Source organism: Aquella oligotrophica (genome assembly GCF_002892535.1).
Classification (GTDB): Bacteria; Pseudomonadota; Gammaproteobacteria; order Burkholderiales; family UBA11063; genus Aquella; species Aquella oligotrophica.
Window position 1 is genome coordinate 2,139,411 of record NZ_CP024847.1, and the last position, 14,812, is coordinate 2,154,222.

At 36.4% G+C, this 14,812-nt stretch carries 16 protein-coding genes and 1 pseudogene; 7 read left to right on the forward strand and 10 right to left on the reverse strand.

Going from position 1 to position 14,812, the window contains the following annotated elements; genetic code table 11:
- Positions 1–53 precede the first annotated feature (53 nt).
- Together CUN60_RS09790 and phaP are read left to right on the forward strand one after the other, a co-directional pair.
- Positions 54–329: a hypothetical protein gene (locus CUN60_RS09790; RefSeq protein ID WP_102951864.1), complete on the forward strand. Its 276-nt coding sequence runs from the start codon at positions 54–56 to the stop codon at positions 327–329.
- Positions 330–508: 179 nt separating this feature from the next.
- Positions 509–1,069: a TIGR01841 family phasin gene (gene phaP / locus CUN60_RS09795; RefSeq protein WP_102951865.1), complete on the forward strand. Its 561-nt coding sequence runs from the start codon at positions 509–511 to the stop codon at positions 1,067–1,069.
- Between the two features lie 45 nt (positions 1,070–1,114).
- On the opposite strand, the gene CUN60_RS09800 is transcribed toward phaP, so the two are convergent.
- The 4 genes from CUN60_RS09800 to CUN60_RS09815 all read right to left on the reverse strand — a co-directional run bounded on the left by CUN60_RS09800 (position 1,115) and on the right by CUN60_RS09815 (position 4,993).
- Entirely contained in the window at positions 1,115–1,930 is an 816-nt protein-coding gene (locus tag CUN60_RS09800) for an ABC transporter ATP-binding protein (RefSeq protein WP_102951866.1), read from the reverse strand.
- A 15-nt stretch (positions 1,931–1,945) separates the two neighbouring features.
- Entirely contained in the window at positions 1,946–3,676 is a 1,731-nt protein-coding gene (locus CUN60_RS09805) for an ABC transporter permease (RefSeq protein WP_102951867.1), read from the reverse strand.
- Between the two features lie 278 nt (positions 3,677–3,954).
- On the reverse strand, positions 3,955–4,542 hold the full coding sequence (locus tag CUN60_RS09810) for a hypothetical protein (RefSeq protein WP_102951868.1): 588 nt from the start codon (positions 4,540–4,542) through the stop codon (positions 3,955–3,957).
- A 64-nt stretch (positions 4,543–4,606) separates the two neighbouring features.
- Positions 4,607–4,993 (reverse strand): hypothetical protein, encoded by a 387-nt coding sequence (locus tag CUN60_RS09815; protein ID WP_102951869.1) that lies wholly within the window; start codon positions 4,991–4,993, stop codon positions 4,607–4,609.
- A gap of 102 nt (positions 4,994–5,095) precedes the next feature.
- Here CUN60_RS09815 and CUN60_RS09820 point away from each other — a divergent pair, with 102 nt between their 5' ends.
- A complete protein-coding gene (locus CUN60_RS09820; RefSeq protein ID WP_102951870.1) occupies positions 5,096–5,803 on the forward strand; it encodes a response regulator transcription factor in 708 nt (235 codons plus the stop codon).
- 11 nt (positions 5,804–5,814) lie between these two features.
- On the opposite strand, the gene CUN60_RS09825 is transcribed toward CUN60_RS09820, so the two are convergent.
- The 6 genes and pseudogenes from CUN60_RS09825 to glyQ form a co-directional block, all read right to left on the reverse strand.
- On the reverse strand, positions 5,815–6,861 hold the full coding sequence (locus CUN60_RS09825; protein ID WP_102951871.1) for an oxidoreductase: 1,047 nt from the start codon (positions 6,859–6,861) through the stop codon (positions 5,815–5,817).
- Between the two features lie 21 nt (positions 6,862–6,882).
- Positions 6,883–7,143, reverse strand: a complete 261-nt coding sequence (locus CUN60_RS09830) for a SemiSWEET family transporter (RefSeq protein WP_102951872.1) — start codon at positions 7,141–7,143, stop codon at positions 6,883–6,885.
- Between the two features lie 56 nt (positions 7,144–7,199).
- Positions 7,200–9,059 (reverse strand): peptidylprolyl isomerase, encoded by a 1,860-nt coding sequence (locus CUN60_RS09835; protein ID WP_102951873.1) that lies wholly within the window; start codon positions 9,057–9,059, stop codon positions 7,200–7,202.
- Between the two features lie 18 nt (positions 9,060–9,077).
- Positions 9,078–10,540: pseudogene (guaB, locus tag CUN60_RS13120) on the reverse strand (IMP dehydrogenase).
- Between the two features lie 58 nt (positions 10,541–10,598).
- On the reverse strand, positions 10,599–11,051 hold the full coding sequence (gene nrdR / locus CUN60_RS09845) for a transcriptional regulator NrdR (protein WP_102951874.1): 453 nt from the start codon (positions 11,049–11,051) through the stop codon (positions 10,599–10,601).
- A 4-nt stretch (positions 11,052–11,055) separates the two neighbouring features.
- Positions 11,056–11,961 (reverse strand): glycine--tRNA ligase subunit alpha, encoded by a 906-nt coding sequence (gene glyQ / locus CUN60_RS09850; RefSeq protein ID WP_102951875.1) that lies wholly within the window; start codon positions 11,959–11,961, stop codon positions 11,056–11,058.
- 146 nt (positions 11,962–12,107) lie between these two features.
- Here glyQ and smpB point away from each other — a divergent pair, with 146 nt between their 5' ends.
- The 4 genes from smpB to CUN60_RS09870 all read left to right on the forward strand — a co-directional run bounded on the left by smpB (position 12,108) and on the right by CUN60_RS09870 (position 14,811).
- The gene (gene smpB, locus CUN60_RS09855; protein ID WP_102951876.1) at positions 12,108–12,560 is read left to right on the forward strand and encodes an SsrA-binding protein SmpB; all 453 of its coding nucleotides are present in this window, start codon (positions 12,108–12,110) and stop codon (positions 12,558–12,560) included.
- A 103-nt stretch (positions 12,561–12,663) separates the two neighbouring features.
- Positions 12,664–13,221, forward strand: coding sequence for a ribosome recycling factor (gene frr, locus CUN60_RS09860; RefSeq protein WP_102951877.1), 558 nt, complete (start codon positions 12,664–12,666; stop codon positions 13,219–13,221).
- An 88-nt stretch (positions 13,222–13,309) separates the two neighbouring features.
- Entirely contained in the window at positions 13,310–14,017 is a 708-nt protein-coding gene (uppS, locus tag CUN60_RS09865) for a polyprenyl diphosphate synthase (protein ID WP_102951878.1), read from the forward strand.
- A 77-nt stretch (positions 14,018–14,094) separates the two neighbouring features.
- Positions 14,095–14,811: a phosphatidate cytidylyltransferase gene (locus tag CUN60_RS09870; RefSeq protein ID WP_158649379.1), complete on the forward strand. Its 717-nt coding sequence runs from the start codon at positions 14,095–14,097 to the stop codon at positions 14,809–14,811.
- The last annotated feature ends 1 nt before the right edge of the window (position 14,812 follow it).

Here is a 14,812-nt window from a genome sequence, read left to right on the forward strand (position 1 = left end):
CAACTTTACTTTAAACAACAAAATAATCAGTCTAATTTATATAAGGTTAAATTATGAATACATTAAAAATCTGGGGTATTTTTTTAATCTTGGGAATTAGTAATACCTTTGCACAATCACTATATCTTGGCAATAATAACGTTAGTTGCGGTCGCTATACTCTTACCGAAAATTCAATATTAAATGATGTTACAAATTATTGTACTGTATTAAACAGCAAAACCAAAAAGAATGGCGATGTCGTTTTAAAGTTACAAACCATAAATAATGGTGTAATCAAATGTAAATTTATTAATGGACAGTTAGAAAAATGCCACTCAGATGACTAATGTTGCATAAACACCCAACCCAACCAATTGATAGAATTAATTTTATTTGATAAGCTGAAAAATATTTCATATATTCCCACGAAAAAACTTGACTTTATTTTTGCAATGCAGCATAATATAGCCTGTCAATAAATTAACCTTACAATATAAGGTTGTATAATCCAAGTTAGGGGACAAAAATGTTAAAATCAACTCAATATACTGCTTTCAATTCTCAAATGCAATCTATGATGGATACTTGCCTTAGTCTTGCTGATGCTTCAATTCAGGGTATCAAACAAGCTGCAATGATTCAGTGTGATGCTGTTCGTTCTTTCATGCAAGAATCAGCTGTTGCTGCAAAAAATATTTGCTCAGCAACAAATCCTACTGAAGCGATTAGCTGCATGCAAAAATTTGCAATTAGCTCAGTTGAATCTTCAATTGCTAAAAGTCAAGAGTTATATAGTGTTTTAAATCAGTCTCAGGCTGTATTTTCAACTGCAGCAAATAGCACAATCAAAGGTGCGCAAGAATCTCTAGTTAAATCTGTTGATCAGTTCTCTGCAGTTAATCCAACTTTTTCAAAAGCTGCTAGTGAGTCTATCCAAAACATCATTACAACTACTAATCAAGCTGCTGACACAGTAACTAAAGTTACTTCTCAAGTTGCTGAAGTTGCGTCAAAAAACCTTCAGGCAGCTACGCAAGCTACTTTAAATACAGTTAAAAAAGCTGCGGATACTACAGCTGCTAAATAATTTTAGCTACTGATTAATAAAAAAAGACCACTTTGTGGTCTTTTTTTATTTCTTTAGTGAAATATGAGGTTTTCGTTTTCGTTCTGCATAAGCAATCTGCTCATGCTGATGATGACTGATTTCTTCAACTAGATCAAGAACACTGCGTTTACTCCGTTCACTTCTTGGAATATCAATTTTAAACTCTCTGGCAATTCGTCCAGGATTACTATCCCAAACAAGTACTCGATCAGACATAATTACAGCTTCTTCAACATTATGAGTTACAATAATCATTGAACGCGTCTTGATTTGTCTTGATTCCCATAATTCAGTAAGATCAGTCTTAATTTTATGTGCAGTATAGATATCCAAAGCAGAAAAAGGTTCATCTAGCAATAGAATATCAGGTTCAACTGCTAAAGCTCTAGCTAATCCAACCCGCTGTTTCATCCCACCGGATAGTTCTTTCGGGTATGAATTTTCATAACCCGCAAGCCCAATCATATCTATCATTGCTTGTGCAACCGACTTGATTTTTTCTTTTGAATAATTCAAAGCTTCTAGTCCAAAAGCAACATTATCAAAAACACTAAGCCAAGGCATTAGTGCAAAACTTTGGAAAACCATGCTCATATCACGTGAAGGCGCATTAATGACATTCCCATTACAAGTAACTTTACCACTACTAGCCTCCATCAAACCAGCAAGGATCCGTAAAAAAGTTGATTTACCTGTGCCAGATTTACCAAGAAACGCAACTATTTCACCCTCATAGACTTGTAGACTAATATCCTCAAGAACCTGTAGGTTATGATTTTTATTTATCTCAAAAGATTTTGATACATGCTCAGCATGGAGTATAATTTTTTTATCTATCATAATGAGTTGTCCCCATTAGTTAATTCTAAATTTAGTTTCAGCAATTGTATATAAAGGTTTCCAAACGAAAACAATACACAATGCAACCATAAAACACATTACCGTACAGCCAAGTGCTGCTTGTGCCAATTCATTATTGGCAGTAGTATCTGAGATATAAGCTCCAAGTCCAACCGCTTGTTTAGTCATCTTACCCCAAGTAATTAATTCAGATGCAATTGCTGCATTCCATGCACCACCAGCAGCAGAAATGATCCCAGTAACAATATATGGAAATACCGCCGGAATCATAAATTTGCGCCACCACATCAATCCTCTAACATGGAACATCCGACTGACTTCAATCAAATTATATGGCAAGGTCGAAACCCCAGCTATTACATTAAATAATATATACCACTGCGTACCAAGCATAATCAGAAAAATTGACCAAATACTAAGGCTCTGGTGATAGCTAATCAAAATTATGGCAATTAGCGGATAAAACAAATTAGCTGGTAATGCTGCCAAAACCTGAATAATAGGCTGAAACATTTTAACTAGTTTCTGATTTAGTCCAATCCAGACTCCAAGCGGTACAAAAATAATAACGCTTAACGCCATTGCTACAAATACCCGAATAGCAGTATATGACATCAGTAATGGCATTTTAAGTAAATCAGCTTTGGGTAGGAATTGCCACAATAAAACACCATAATAACCACAAATCAGAATGATTGCAACATACCATAATTTTGCGACTTTCGCCGAGCCACCGGGACTTACTTTCACCAGATAATTTAGTTTAAACTTATAGCAAAGTCTTGGTAATCCATAGACCCAAAAGTGTGCAAAAGCTATTAATCCCCTCGTCATATAAATGGATGAATAAGAATGGCGAATCAAAGAATAGAACCATGAAGTATTTTGATTTTTACTTGCCGTGTCTTCATATTTGAATTTATGCACCCAACGCACCAACGGTCTAAACATTAGCTGATCAAGAAGAATAATATTGACAATTAATGCAATTACCGACCAGACTACTGCGCTTACATTAGCCTGAGTCAATGCTTCAGCCATAAATGAACCAACGCCCGGTAATTCAACTGTATTAGTTTTAACCGGAATTGCTTCTGTTGCAAGAATCGCAAACCAAGCCGCTGATTGAGAAACCATTGTATTCCATAATAATCCCGGCATTGAGTATGGACATTCAATTCGCCAAAAACGTGTCCATGGTCCATGATGAAACATCCGTGATGCCTCATTTAATTCATTGGGTACGATTCTGATTGTTTGATAAAATATCAGCATCATATTCCATGCTTGACCAGTAAATACGCCAAAAATAGCAGCACACTCAAGCCCCATGATATTATGTGGGAAAAGCGCGATAAACATTACGGTGGTAAAGGTAAGGAAACCAACCAAAGGCACTGATTCCATAAAATTTACAAATGGCAATATTACTCGCTCTGCTGCTTTATATTTTGCAGCCAATACGCCAAAAATAAACGTGAATAATAAAGAAAAAACCAAGCCCAACAATAAACGCATTGTTGTCCGTAATGTATAATAAGGCAATAAGTGCGGATCAAGATTAACTTCAATATTGCCAGAAGGAGTAGAAAAGGTTGAATGCATATCGTGCCAACCCTTTAAAAGCAGCACGGTGATAGTTAGCAATAAAACCCATAAAAGTAAATCATTGCGCCAGTGGTAGTGATTTCTTGGCTTGGCTTTAATTAATGGTTTTTTTACCATGAAATTCCATCCCAAAATTATGTAAACAATATATTATATTAGTTAACTCATAATTAAATATGGGAGGGAGGGAGAAGCTGACTTAAATAATTAATAAGAAAACGGATTATTTGTAGCATATCTGGCTAATTTAAACAGGTTATAGTTATCAGTGAATATTTTACCCGGTTTAAATTAAAATTTGAAAGTATAAACCCATAAATCTTAAATTTCAGAATTTATACCTTACACATCAATATATTATAGCAATTTTTTAATTGCAAAAATGCAACACTCCCTTATTGAGTAAGTGCACACCTCACTTTTTTTGATGAAACCCCAAAAAATGAATCATTTAAAAGATCCACTTGCATCTGCTTCTGAACTTGCGGCGTTAATCCAGTTTTACTAGCTTCAGTAAATTTATCACAATTTTGCTTATTGGCAATAGTTGCGGCTGGCTGCCAATAACTAAGCTGATTTTTAACAATATTTATTGGTTCGACGTAAGTATCGTTAAATTGCTGAATATGATTATTAGTATCAAAAATTGAAATCTGGCGCAAGTCTGGACCAGTACCATTATCAACAAAAACAAGATTCCGGTATTTACCAAAGTAATAATTTGCTGGTCCTACAATCTTCCAAGCTGATTTATCCCATTTACACTTTTTATCTGGCACTGCTTTTATCAAAATAACTTCCCCAGCCTCAGAATTACTAGCTTTAGTAATAACTGTACTATCTTGATATAAATAACATTTACCATCTGAAGTATTAGTTACTGAAATTGGAGATTCACTTCCAGACAGTAAATCATTATTTAGAGCAAAGACATTAGTTATGGCAAAAATATTAATAGTAATCAACAATAAAGGTTTTAGCATAGTATATCTTCCTGATGTTTTTATCATAAGATTATACCTGAGTTTGATCATCGTAATTACAAGATTATTCTTCAACATAAATAATCGAATTTTTATGGCGACTGGTATTCCAAATCTCATCTTCAGAAAGAGTTGTCTCAATAAATTCAATCGGAACCCCACTTTTAGCAATCATAGCAACTTTAAAGCCCGCAAATGGCTCATATGGTTCAAGAATAACTTCTTCACCAACAATGGCTTCCTCAATACTTGATACTTTATAGGCAATATGCGGCATGGTTTTAATTAAGCTATGGAGTGGACAATCATCATCAAAGCGGTGAAACTGAATACGATAACTCTCACTAATACTATCAGTTGTGTACATCTTAAATTTGGAACTATACCGTTCCCCTAACTTCGTCTCGGTAGTTGGGATACCCATATGATGAAATTCACAAGTAAAATTCATTCCTTTTCCTTTCTTTACTAATCGATAATTATCTAATCAACTTTGAGATAACGTGATTATATGCTATAATTTTTCCGAGTTTAACCGTCTATTTGGATACTTATGAATAGTTTTCTAGAAAAAATTGTAGTCCCTTACTATCAAGCACAATCAGCTAATCTAGGTAATTTTATACTTTACGACAGCAATCGTCTGGCAATTTTAGCGTCCGATTCAGTTTTGACAAAACTAAAATTTAAAACTCAGACTGATATTAGCGGAAAAAAATTTAATGACTTTAATCATATAAAACCACAATTTATAATAGAGCTTGAGAAAATATTTGATGATTGCTTAGGACAAAAAAAGCCAGTTAATTTTGTTGGAATCGGAGGACAAATAACCCCACCAAATAAACACTATCATGAACTAATATTTCAGAGTTATGAGCCAGTTTTGGATGATAATGGAGCTGCGATTGCAATACTTGCTAAGAAGTTGCCAATTATCAAAACTAATCTGTTTAATCTGTTTTTTCCGGAATATGCTAGCCCAACAGAGCTGTTTGACAAAGATTTAAGCGAGAAGTTATCCAGCCGAGAATTCGAGATTGTTTATTTATTAAGTAATGGCTTGTCGCAATATGATATTGCTAGAAAGCTAAAAATTAGCCGAAGTACAGTATTAAAGACATTAACTGAAAAGATCATGCCTAAGTTTAATTTAACCAGAGCAAACAGCAGTAAACTAATTTACCTTGCCATTTTGGCAGGATTTCATGGTAAGATCCCAAAAACCCTGATAGATGAACAGCTAATTATTCTTGACTAAACAAATTAAAATCAGAATAAACCTTCACAGCTTATTACCCTTTGCTCTTTAGATGAAAGCTGACATAATTCAATAATCTTGATCACATTTAGCGCATCATTTGGCATAACAGGATTATGGGTATTATTTACAATACACTGGTGGAGTTGACTATAGTACTCGTTATAACTCCCCCTTTCCGTATTTAACTTATGATGGATATTTTCAGCACCAGAAGTAAAATCAGGCTGATTCTCTTTATCAACCCCATAAATATCATCTAGTGGAGTAACTCCAGCTTTTAGTTGTTCCTCTTGCGGATCCAACCCTGATTTAATATAACTTCCTTTATCACCATGAATAGCAAGAGTCGAACGTGGGCTAGCCATTACTGAAGATGAGCCAAGGATAACCCTTAACTTATCATAATATAAGATTATTTCAAAATAATCAATAGCAACTGCATTTTCACGCTGAGTATCTAGATCAGCAAATACCGCAGATGGCTTACCAAATAATACCAGTGCCTGATCAATCAAATGTGAACCCAGATCATAAAGGATCCCATTACCAACACCATCTTGTTCGCGCCACTTTGCTAAATTAACTACTGGACGAAATCTATCGTATGAAGCCTGATATAAATAAATTTTCCCTAATTGAGGCAAATATTTTCTTAAAGTGAGAAAGCCATTATCCCAACGCCGATTATGATATACCGATAAAACCAGATTCTTCGACTCTGCCAGCTTGATTAATTCAATACCATCACTTGAGTTAATTACAAAAGGTTTTTCGACAACCACATGTTTTCCGGCTTCCAAACATGCTCTACTTATTGAATAATGTTCACTATTGGGTAAGGTATTAATTACCAGATCAATTTCTTTTGAAGCTAATATTTCATCAATAGACTGGCAAACTGTCACCTCCGGATAAAGTGCTTTAATTTTATCAGTTTGCCTTGATAATATATGTGTTAATTTTAAACCGAACGTAGTAGTAATCAATGGAGCATGAAATGTAGAACCAGATAAGCCAAAACCAAGAACTGCAACATTAAGATTTCTGGGAGTCATTATTAGATTTCTCTTTTAATATCAGACTATTGCAGTAATAGCAGTTACTAAGCCTAAAACAATTCCTGGCAAATTACACATAATAATAGGCCAGTCTCGTTTTTCCTTATTCCAGGCATAAAGTGCCCATGCAGAACAGTTAATAGTGGTCGTAATCGGCAATATTACTGAACCAGGATGCCCAGCAATATTCCGCATGATCTGATCAATATAAGATACATACATTAGGATTGCCATGATTGAAGCAAACCAGCCTATCTTATTAACAGTTTTTTGATTCATTATCTACCCAAAAATCGTTATATAAGTTTATACGAATATTGATCATAAATACAACTTTAATTTCCTGTAGTTCCCTGATTATTTTGCGAGTCAGAGTTTTTGATTCTATCAAGCTTATAAGTTACATTATAATTACTTCGCAATGCACCAATATAAGCGTTTAGAGTCATCATCGAATTTTGTGCTGACATCTGTTTCAATAAATCAATATTTTTGCTAATTAAGCTCTTATCAATCGTTTGACTATTAATTCGATAAATAACAAACCCGCCAGTTTTATTCGCAGCACCAGTATATGCAGGAAAAGATGTTGCTGGAGTTGTAAATATCTGACGAACCGCCATTGGATCGATGTTTTTACTGTTTCCTGTGATGGTAACATTATCACTACCAGTAAAATTCAGTTTAAGTTTACCCTGTTGTAGCTGAGATAAGTTCATTTGCCCCATCTGTGCTGCCATCTGAGCCGCCTGATCAGCTTTCATACTGTCAATAATTTGGCTACGTACTTCAGTCAAAGGCTTTTGCTTGGCAGCCTGATAATCAGTAACTCTAGCAACAACATAGCTGCCATCACCCATATCTACTACTTCACTATTGTGATGTTTCTTTAAAACGTCATCCGTGAATAAAGCTTGCTGTAGTTTAGGATTAGCCAGTAGTCCGGATGTTCCACCTTTTGATAGCCAGCCTGTTGACTGAATAGTCGCACCAACTTTACCTGCTGCAGGACTAAGGCTATCTGGCTGATTATAAGCAACATCATTTAGCTTTTCAACTGATGCCTGAAGCTGCGTTGAGGCTTTCTGCTTCTGAAGCAGCGCAATAACAGTGGCTTTCTGACTGGCTATATCATTACCTTTAATATCATTAAGTTTAAGTATATGATAGCCATATTGAGTCTCAACCAGATCACTGATTTGACCTTTTTTCATGCTAAATGCGACCTGTTCAAAGGGTTTTACCATTACCCCTTTACCAAAATACCCCAAATCTCCTCCATTTGCAGCAGAACCAGGATCTTCAGAGTATTGTTTAGCTAAAGCAGCAAATTTTGCTGGATTAGCTTTTATTTCAGAAAGTACTTTCTCGGCTTTAGCCTTTATCTCAGCTTTTTGTGCTGGGGTAGCATCTGCTGGTACCGCAAATAAAATATGTGAAACATCAACCTGCTCATTTGCTACACTAGCTGGATGATCCTGAATATATTTGCTAACCTCATCATCTGATACTTTTATTGTTTTAGCTATGGCATCTGTTGATAATTGAATATATTGTAATTTGACTTGATCGGGCACAGTAAATTTAGCAATATTTTGCTGATAATAAGCCGCGATATCACTTTCTGATGGATTTATTTTACTGTAGAACTGCTTGGGATCAATTACATATTGAGAAACATTGCGCTCACGGCTTAACATTTCAGCAAATTTACTTTCAAATGCACTTGAAGAGAAATAAGAATTTTTAAAAAAATCCAAATAATCCTGAATTAACTCCTGATTAGCCATATCTTTTTCAAAAGAGGCTGAAGTCATGTAACGTTGTTTAAGGAAATCCTCATATTTCTTAGGATCAAATGCACCATCTGTCTGGAAAACAGGAATCGCAGCAATTGCACTTTGCAGTTGTTTTGTTGTAACCGTCATATGATTATCATCAATTGAGTTAAGCAACAACTGGCGATTAATCAAGCCAAATAGCACTTGCATCTTATCCTGTCCCTGAGAAGGGTTTTGATCCATAGCACGGTCGATATCTTGCAGGTAAAGCTTATTACTGCCAACCTTAGCCACATAACCATCATCACCAGCCATACCAAGATAACCACTAACCCCCCAGACTACAAACGTAGCTGTAAGGGTAATCATAATTCCTTTTACTAATTTCTGATGCTTCTCAACAATGTTAAACATACTAATTGATCCTAAAAATTAACCGATATTATAATTTGGAGCTTCTTTCACTATCTGTACATCATGTACATGTGATTCCTTTATTCCCGCTGAAGTAATTTCTACAAATTCAGCGTATTTATACATCTCTTCAATATTTGCACAACCAAGGTATCCCATTGAAGCTCTTAAGCCACCAAGTAACTGATGCGTAACATAGGCAAGAGTACCTTTATATGGCACGCGTCCTTCAATACCTTCTGGCACCAATTTATCCTGAGATGCTTCAGAATCCTGAAAATAGCGATCAGCAGAGCCTTTACCCATTGCACCAAGTGACCCCATACCACGATATGACTTATAACTTCTTCCTTGATAAAGCTCGATATCACCAGGAGCCTCGTCAGTCCCTGCAAGCATACTACCGAGCATTACCGTATTGGCACCAGCAGCAATTGCCTTGGCAATATCGCCAGAATAGCGAATACCACCATCACCAATGACAGGCACTCCAGTACCTGCTAAGTAATCAGCCACATTAGCAATAGCCGATAATTGAGGAACCCCCACTCCAGCAACTACTCGGGTAGTACAAATCGAACCTGGACCAATACCAACTTTAACTCCATCTGCACCAGCATCAACCAGAGCTTTTGCGGCGCTAGCCGTTGCGATATTTCCACCGATTACCTGAACATTTGGATAGTTATTTTTAACCCAGCGTACCCGCTCAATCACTCCCTGTGAATGTCCGTGAGCTGTATCAACCACAATTACATCAACGCCAGCTGCAACTAGCAAACTTACACGCTCTTCAGTATCACCACCAGCTCCAACAGCAGCACCAACCCGTAGCCGCCCAAGCTCATCTTTATTAGCTAGAGGGAAGGCAACATTTTTATTAATGTCTTTTACGGTGATAAGCCCCTTAGTTCAAAGCTATCATTAATTACTAACACCCGCTCAATCCTATGCTTATGCATCAAAGCTTTTGCTTCATTGACAGACTCACCTTCTTTTATAGTTACAAGTCTATCGCGAGGAGTCATAATGTTACGAATCGCCTGATCTAGATTGGTTTCAAATCTTACATCACGATTAGTCACAATTCCAACCACTTTACCATGCTCAATTACCGGAACACCAGAAATTTTTCTTTTATGGGTAATAGATAATAGCTCTCGAACAGTTATATCTGGAGATACAGTAATTGGATCTTTAACGACGCCTGATTCATGGCGTTTTACATTTGCTATCCGGCTTGCCTGATGTTCAGGAGGCATGTTTTTATGAACAATTCCGATTCCACCCTCTTGAGCTAAAGCAATGGACATCCTAGCTTCAGTCACTGTATCCATTGCCGCTGAAACAATAGGTATATTTAGACTAAGGTTACGAGTCAATTTTGTTGCCAGAGAAACATCTTTGGGTAAAACTTCAGAATGAGCCGGAACTAATAAAACATCATCAAAAGCATAAGCTTTTTGCAAAATTTTTAGCATATTATTTTCTTCTTCCTATCTATTTAACTTCTAGTCACTTTGAATCTGGTGCAAGAACTTATTTATCATCAACCTGTTTAATTATATTAGTGAAATCATCAACATCCTGAAAACTTCTGTATATCGAGGCAAATCGGATATACGCTACCGTATCAAGCTTGGCTAATTGCTCCATTACCATTTCACCAATGATACGACTACTGATTTCACGTTCACCATGCATCAGTACTTGCTGACGAATTAATTCAATTGCTGCATCAACATCTTTAGTTGCAACTGGGCGTTTATGAAGTGCTTTCATAAAGCTGGTACGAACTCTTGATTCATCATACTCCTGCCGTGAACCATCTGATTTGACAACAGCAGGCATTTGCAACTCAATTTTTTCAAAAGTATTAAAACGCCTATCACAAGCAATACATTTGCGCCTACGTTTTATCACCATCCTATCATCACTCAATCGGGTATCAATCACTTGAGTGTCATCATTATTGCAAAATGGGCATTTCATTTTATTATTTTTTTATCAATGGAAAACCTAGTTGCTCTCTTGACAGATAGTATTTCTCTGCGACCAACTTTGCCAAGGTACGAATACGCCCAATATATGTAGCTCGCTCAGTTACCGAGATAGCACCACGAGCATCAAGCAAATTAAAGGTATGTGCCGCACTTAAAATCATTTCATAACCTGGCAAGACTAATTCAGCTTCAAGAAGCCTTTTTGCCTCAGTCTCGTAATTATTAAAGTTGCCAAACAATAGTTCCGCATTACTATATTCAAAGTTATATTTAGACTGCTCCACCTCATTTTGGTGAAAAACATCACCGTAACTTACATGATTACCATCTAGCGTCCGTGCCCAAATAAGATCATAAACGCTATCAACACCCTGTAGATACATTGCTAGACGCTCAAGCCCGTAAGTAATTTCACCAAGAACTGGTTTACAATCAAGCCCACCAACCTGCTGAAAATAGGTAAATTGAGTAACTTCCATTCCATCAAGCCAAACTTCCCAACCAAGACCCCAAGCACCAAGAGTTGGATTTTCCCAATTATCTTCGACAAAACGAATATCATGAGTATCTGTGTCAACCCCTAATTCACGTAAAGAGTCTAAGTATAACTCCTGAATATTACTTGGAGAAGGCTTTAGCACTACTTGATATTGATAATAATGTTGTAGGCGATTTGGACTTTCACCATAGCGACCATCTTTAGGACGACGCGATGGTTGTACATATGCGGCAAACCATGGCTCGGGTCCAATACTACGCAAAAAAGTTGCAGTATGTGAAGTCCCTGCACCCATTTCTTTGTCATAAGGCTGTAAAATTACACAGCCAGCTTTCGCCCAGTAATTTTGAAGTTTTAAGATTATATCCTGAAAGGTCAGTAATTCAGAAGCATTGGACATAGCCAGATGTATCCTTGGTTTAAAATAAAGTTAATTAACCGATAATTGTAACAAATTAATGGCTTCTACTGCAAAAAAACAGCTCCCAATCAGCTTTTATGTTAGAATCGGGTGCATTAAAGAATCATTTTTTACAGTAAATCATTATGAGTATTATAAGTAACAAAAAAGCTTACCACGATTATTTTATCGAAGAAAAATTCGAAGCTGGGGTTGTACTTGAAGGCTGGGAAGTTAAGGCTATTCGGGCAGGAAAAGGACAGCTCAAAGACAGCTATGTAAAAATCAAAAACAATGAAATTTGGCTAATCGGATTTAATGTTAATCCAATGATTTCCACAAGTACACATATTAGAGCAGATGCTAGCCGATTAAAAAAACTTTTGCTCCATCGTCGTGAAATAGATCGATTAATAGGTAAAGTTGAACAGCGTGGTTATAGTTTGATAGCATTGGACTTACACTACAAAAAGGGCAAAGTTAAGGCGGAAATCGCGCTAGCCAAAGGTAAGAAGCTCCACGACAAACGCGCAACTGAAAAAGAAAGAGAAGGACAGAGAGAAGCAGCTCAAGCTATAAAAGCACATAAACGCCTATAATCTTTAACGCTTCAACTAATGTACGCATATTTTCAGAATTGACAAAATTCTGGATTTTTTATATAATCTTGCCCCAGAGAATAAAATTTAAAACAGGAAAACTATGACCAGCGAAATCAAAAAACAGACTGAAACTAAAATGGCGAAAACACTTGAAAATTACAAGGGTACTTTAGGTAAAATAAGAACTGGTCGCGCTCATGCTGGTATTCTTGATCATGTCCAAGTTGATTATTATGGTAGCATGATGCCAATTAATCAGGTTGCAACAGTTAATGTAAGTGATGCAAGAACGCTTAATGTCCAACCATTTGAAGCAAAAATGGCAGGTATAATCGAAAAAGCAATCCGAGATGCTGATCTAGGATTAAACCCAGCAACCAATGGCAGCACAGTTCGTGTGCCAATGCCACCATTAACAGAAGAGCGCCGTAAAGAGTTAATCAAGGTTGTAAAAGCTGAAGCTGAAGATGCTAAAGTAGCTGTTCGCAATTTACGCCGAGATGCAAATAACGAATTGAAAGCTAAGCTTAAAGATAAAGAAATCACCGAAGACGACGATAAACGTGGTCAGGATGAGATTCAAAAAATCACGGATAAATTTATCGTAGAGATTGATAAGTTAACTATTGATAAAGAAAAAGAACTATTAACAGTTTAATAAACATCCACTCCCATTAGAATTTTATCATAATTTGTAAATGCAATGCCTGATGGCATTGCATTTCGACTATCATTAGAACACATATATGACTAGAATAATCCCAAAGCATATTGCCATAATAATGGACGGTAACGGTCGTTGGGCAAAACGACGGTTCCTACCAAGAGTTGCCGGACATGTAAAAGGTGTCAATACATTAAAAAAAATGGTTATTCATTGTGATGCGATTGGAGTAAAGCACTTAACAGTATTTGCTTTCGGACGGGAAAATTGGAATAGACCACAATCTGAAGTTTCTTTTCTAATGAAGTTAATGTTAAAACGCCTACAAAAAGAATTGGCAGAAATGCATGAACGGAATGCGATTATAAAGTTTATTGGCGACAGAAGCAGACTAAATGATCAACTATTAAGAGAAATTAACCACTCTGAAAAATTAACCGCAAATAACTCTGGATTACACTTCAATATCTGTCTTGACTATAGTGGGCAATATGATATATTACAGGCAGTAAATCGGATAATTACAGAGAAGCGAACCAGCCAGATCAGTGAAGCTGAATTTGCAAATTATCTTTTGACGAATGGTCAACCAGCACCAGAATTATTGATCAGAACCAGTGGGGAATCAAGAATTAGTAATTTCATGCTATGGCAAATCGCCTATACTGAAATATTTTTATCCGAGTTATGTTGGCCAGATTTTGATACCACTGCTCTTGACAAGGCAATAGAATGGTATAATTCACGGGAACGGCGATTTGGAAAAACGTCAGAGCAATTGAAGGGGTAATCTATGCTAAAGCAACGTCTAATAACGTCTATCATTCTATTTATTCTTGCTGGAGTAGTTCTTTTTGCACTCCCCCCTTGGGCTTTTCCGTTGCCTGCTGGTTACTTTGCCTGATTGCTATCTATGAACTTGCTACAATGTATAAGTTTAATTTGACTGAAACTATAGCATTATTAGTAATAAATACCGCCATAGTCGTAGCAATAAATCAAATCAACTATGACTTCAGTCAGGTTATGCGAATAGTTTCCGTCACCATCTGGTGCTTTGTTGTGCCAATGATTTTGATTTTTACACCGAAACGATTTTCAAAGATTACCATTGCCATATTTGCTATTGCGCTTTTCGTCCCAGCCTACTACTCACTAGTTGTAATTCATGCCATTTTTGGCTCTTGGCAATTAATTAGTTTGATGGCTATAGCTTGGGTTGCCGATAGTGGTGCTTATTTTGTGGGTAAAGCCTTTGGCAAACGCAAGCTTGCCCCTAAAATTAGCCCGGGTAAAAGCATTGAAGGAGCAGCTGGTGGAATCTTACTAGTAATACTTTACCTACTAACCCTTAAATTTTTTAATGTAGCAGTGTATCTAGCAAATTATCGAGCAGCAATTAAATTCGCTCTAATCCTTACCGTTGTTAGTGTAATTGGTGATCTTTTTGAATCATGGCTAAAACGCGTAGCACAGGTCAAAGATAGTGGAAATATCTTACCAGGACATGGTGGAGTATTTGATCGGGTAGATAGTCTGATTGCAGTTCTATCTATTGGATTTGCCTTGATTTGGGTTGCATAAG

What these genes read in the sequence shown, in the direction of transcription:
- CUN60_RS09790 (WP_102951864.1), top strand. Translation starts at nt 54, where the DNA reads ATGAATACATTAAAAATCTGGGGTATTTTTTTAATCTTGGGAATTAGT.
- phaP (WP_102951865.1), top strand. Translation starts at nt 509, where the DNA reads ATGTTAAAATCAACTCAATATACTGCTTTCAATTCTCAAATGCAATCT.
- CUN60_RS09800 (WP_102951866.1), bottom strand. Translation starts at nt 1,930, where the DNA reads ATGATAGATAAAAAAATTATACTCCATGCTGAGCATGTATCAAAATCT.
- CUN60_RS09805 (WP_102951867.1), bottom strand. Translation starts at nt 3,676, where the DNA reads ATGGTAAAAAAACCATTAATTAAAGCCAAGCCAAGAAATCACTACCAC.
- CUN60_RS09810 (WP_102951868.1), bottom strand. Translation starts at nt 4,542, where the DNA reads ATGCTAAAACCTTTATTGTTGATTACTATTAATATTTTTGCCATAACT.
- CUN60_RS09815 (WP_102951869.1), bottom strand. Translation starts at nt 4,993, where the DNA reads ATGAATTTTACTTGTGAATTTCATCATATGGGTATCCCAACTACCGAG.
- CUN60_RS09820 (WP_102951870.1), top strand. Translation starts at nt 5,096, where the DNA reads ATGAATAGTTTTCTAGAAAAAATTGTAGTCCCTTACTATCAAGCACAA.
- CUN60_RS09825 (WP_102951871.1), bottom strand. Translation starts at nt 6,861, where the DNA reads ATGACTCCCAGAAATCTTAATGTTGCAGTTCTTGGTTTTGGCTTATCT.
- CUN60_RS09830 (WP_102951872.1), bottom strand. Translation starts at nt 7,143, where the DNA reads ATGAATCAAAAAACTGTTAATAAGATAGGCTGGTTTGCTTCAATCATG.
- CUN60_RS09835 (WP_102951873.1), bottom strand. Translation starts at nt 9,059, where the DNA reads ATGTTTAACATTGTTGAGAAGCATCAGAAATTAGTAAAAGGAATTATG.
- nrdR (WP_102951874.1), bottom strand. Translation starts at nt 11,051, where the DNA reads ATGAAATGCCCATTTTGCAATAATGATGACACTCAAGTGATTGATACC.
- glyQ (WP_102951875.1), bottom strand. Translation starts at nt 11,961, where the DNA reads ATGTCCAATGCTTCTGAATTACTGACCTTTCAGGATATAATCTTAAAA.
- smpB (WP_102951876.1), top strand. Translation starts at nt 12,108, where the DNA reads ATGAGTATTATAAGTAACAAAAAAGCTTACCACGATTATTTTATCGAA.
- frr (WP_102951877.1), top strand. Translation starts at nt 12,664, where the DNA reads ATGACCAGCGAAATCAAAAAACAGACTGAAACTAAAATGGCGAAAACA.
- uppS (WP_102951878.1), top strand. Translation starts at nt 13,310, where the DNA reads ATGACTAGAATAATCCCAAAGCATATTGCCATAATAATGGACGGTAAC.